Below are 3,049 nucleotides of genomic sequence, written 5' to 3' on the forward strand. Positions count from 1 at the left end.
ATGCCCCGGTGCCGCTCGGCCGCCCACACCGCCTCGGTCTGCCAGACCGCGCCGTTGCGGCCCGTACGGCAGCGCTGCTCGATGATGCCGAGCAGCCGGTCGCGTTCGGCCGGGGCCACCCCGAACCGGTCGAGCCCGGCGGCGGCCGTGGGCAGCAGGACGTCCAGGACCAGCTTGGTCACCGGCACCTCGCCGAGGCGGGGCCAGTGCTGGACGGCGTCCATGCCGCGCCGGGCGGCGGCGTGGAAGTTCTCCTCGGCGGAGCTGAAGGTGAGCTGGCTCCAGATGGGTCGTTCCGCCTCCGCCAGCCCTCGCGCCAACCCGAAGTAGAAGGCGGCGTTGGCCAGCATGTCGACCACGGTCGGGCCGGCCGGCAGGACCCGGTTCTCCACGCGCAGGTGCGGGCGGCCGTTCATGATGTCGTAGACCGGCCGGTTCCACCGGTAGACGGTGCCGTTGTGCAGGCGCAGCTCGCCCAGGACCGGTACGCCGCCGCCGTGCAGGACCTCGACCGGGTCCTCGTCCTCGCAGATCGGCAGCAGCGGCGGGAAGTAGCGGACGTTCTCCTCGAACAGGTCGAAGATGGAGGTGATCCAGCGTTCGCCGAACCAGACCCGGGGGCGTACGCCCTGCGCCTTCAGCTCGTCCGGCCGGGTGTCGGTGGCCTGCTCGAACAGGGCGATGCGGGTCTCCGCCCAGAGTTGCCGCCCGTAGAGGAACGGCGAGTTGGCCCCGACGGCCACCTGCACGCCCGCGATGGCCTGGGAGGCGTTCCAGTAGTCGGCGAAGCTGTCCGGGGCGACCTGGAGGTGGAACTGGAGGCTGGTGCAGGCCGCCTCGGGGGCGATCGAGTCGGTGTGGGTCTGGAGGCGTTCGACGCCCCGGATGTCGAGTTCGATGTCCTCGCCCCGGGCGCCGACGATCTGGTCGTTGAGCACCCGGTAGCGCTCGTTGGTGGAGAGGTTGTCCTCGACCAGGTGGCGTTCCGTGAGGGTGGGCAGGATGCCGACCAGGACGATCTTCGCGTCCGACTTGGCGGCCCGCTCGTCGGCGCGCGAGAGGCTGCCGCGCAGGTCCTGCTCGTAGTCGGCGAACCCGTTCCCCTCGATCAGCCGGGGCGGCGCGTTCAGCTCGAGGTTGAACTGGCCAAGCTCGGTCTGGAAGAGCGGATCGGCGATGTCGGCGAGGATCTGGTCGTTGCGCATCGCCGGCTCGGCCGCCGAGTCGACCAGGTTCAGCTCGATCTCCAGCCCGGTCATCGGCCGGTCGGCGTCGAAGCCGAAGTCGTCCAGCATCAGGGCGAAGACGTCCAGGCAACGTCGGACCTTCTGTCGGTAGCGGACCCGGTCCTCCCGGGAGAAGGCGCCCTGCTCGACGTCCCTGCCCATGTTTCCTCCCGGCGCGAGGCGCAGTCGGGCCGTGCCGGCCCGGTTAGCGCGTGGTGAACCCTCCACGTTAGGAGTGTCGCCATCGTCGGGACCAGAGGAGGTCCCGGCGATCCCACGGCCGGGACGCCCCTGTTCCGGTCGGCGGACGCGCTCCCGGCCGCATCTCTACCCAGCCGGTGCCGCCGGCACCGGGCCGGACCGCGAATGAGTCGTGACAAATTACACCCGCCCGGCGCTGCGCACCCCCGTACACGCGTCGGGCCCGCGCCGTGGTGCGGCGCGGGCCCGGAGGCGGTACGACGGATCAGGCTTGGCGGACGGCCTCGCCCTCGATCTCGATCTTGATCTTCTTGCCGACCAGCACGCCCCCGGTCTCCAGGGCGACGTTCCAGGTCAGGCCGAAGTCCTCGCGGTCGATCTCGGTCATGGCGGAGAAGCCGAAGATGTCCTGCCCGAACGGGCTACGGCCGACGCCCTCGAACTCGACCTCGAGGTCGACCGGGCGGGTGACGCCCTTGATGGTCAGCTCGCCGGAGAGGACGAACTCGTTGCCGTCGCGGGACTTCACGCCCGTGCTACGGAACTCCAGGGTCGGGAAGCTCTCGACGTCGAGGAACTCGGGGCTGCGCAGGTGCGTGTCGCGGTCGGCCTGGTTGGTGTTGATGGTGGCCGCCTGGATGGTGGCGCTCACCGCCGACTGCATCGGGTCCTCGGCGACGGTGATGGTGGCGCTCGCGTCGGCGAACTCACCGCGCACCTTGCTGACCATCATGTGCCGGGCGACGAAGCCCACGCGCTTGTGTGCCGCGTCCAGCAGGTAGGTGCCGGCGGTCGGGATCGTGAGGCCGTCCCAGTCGCGGGTGACCGGTGCGGTGCTGCTGGTCATGGAAACTGCCCTCCGTGGGGGAATTGGTTTAGTAGCCCAACGACTGTCACAGCAACTATAGGCATAACAACATTCCCGGTGTCAAGTACTGCTACGATGGGCGGGTGGACCAGAACGTGTTCGATGACCCCCGGATCACCGCCGTCGGCCTGCTCGTCGAGGCGCACGCCGGGCTCTCGGCCCGGTTCGCCGCCCAGTTCGAGGAGCACGGCCTCTCCCCGGTCGAGTTCGAGGTGCTGACCAGACTCGCCCGCTCACCCGGCAACCAGTTGCGCATGACCGACCTGGCCGCGCAGACCTCGCTGTCGACCAGCGGCGTCACCCGCGTGGTGGACCGGATGGAACGCGACGGGCTGCTCACCCGCCGCGCGTGCCCCTCAGACCGGCGCAGCTCGTTCGCCGTGGTCACGGCCTCCGGCCTGCAACGACTCGACGAGACCCTGCCCGGGCACCTGCGGATCATCGAGCAGTGGTTCACCGGCCAACTCGACCCGGCGGCGCTGGGCGCCCTGCTCGACGGGCTGCGCCGGGTCCGCGACGCGGTGCACCCCGGCGCCACCGCCGGAAGCACCGGATCCGCCGCCGACCTGGACGAGACCGGCACCCCGTCCTGACGCGTACCCGAGGGCCGCTCGGCACCGGCAGAAAGAGCGGCAGAACTGCCGCACCCACGCGCCGATAGACGATCAAACCGGACGAGGCCGCGTGCGGGCGGTGGCTAGTCTTCGGGCAGTGGGGACGCACCGGGGGGTGACGGCGCGGACGACGAGCGAGG

At 70.5% G+C, this 3,049-nt stretch carries 3 protein-coding genes; 1 reads left to right on the plus strand and 2 read right to left on the minus strand.

The genetic code is table 11. The annotated features are described in order from the left end of the window. A partial coding sequence (locus tag AB0B91_RS64740) for a glutamate--cysteine ligase (RefSeq protein WP_358342936.1) occupies positions 1-1,388 on the minus strand: 1,388 nt, incomplete at its 3' end. Positions 1,389-1,692: 304 nt separating this feature from the next. Beyond that, positions 1,693-2,274 (minus strand): YceI family protein, encoded by a 582-nt coding sequence (locus AB0B91_RS64745; RefSeq protein ID WP_089002745.1) that lies wholly within the window; start codon positions 2,272-2,274, stop codon positions 1,693-1,695. 104 nt (positions 2,275-2,378) lie between these two features. On the opposite strand from AB0B91_RS64745, the gene AB0B91_RS64750 reads away from it, so the two are divergent. Further along, entirely contained in the window at positions 2,379-2,888 is a 510-nt protein-coding gene (locus AB0B91_RS64750; protein ID WP_089002746.1) for a MarR family transcriptional regulator, read from the plus strand. The last annotated feature ends 161 nt before the right edge of the window (positions 2,889-3,049 follow it).

The organism is Nonomuraea sp. NPDC049141, assembly GCF_040648415.1.
Lineage (GTDB): Bacteria > Actinomycetota > Actinomycetes > Streptosporangiales > Streptosporangiaceae > Nonomuraea.

Coding starts and splice junctions, on each gene's coding strand:
- AB0B91_RS64745 (WP_089002745.1), bottom strand. CDS start 2,274: ATGACCAGCAGCACCGCACCGGTCACCCGCGACTGGGACGGCCTCACG.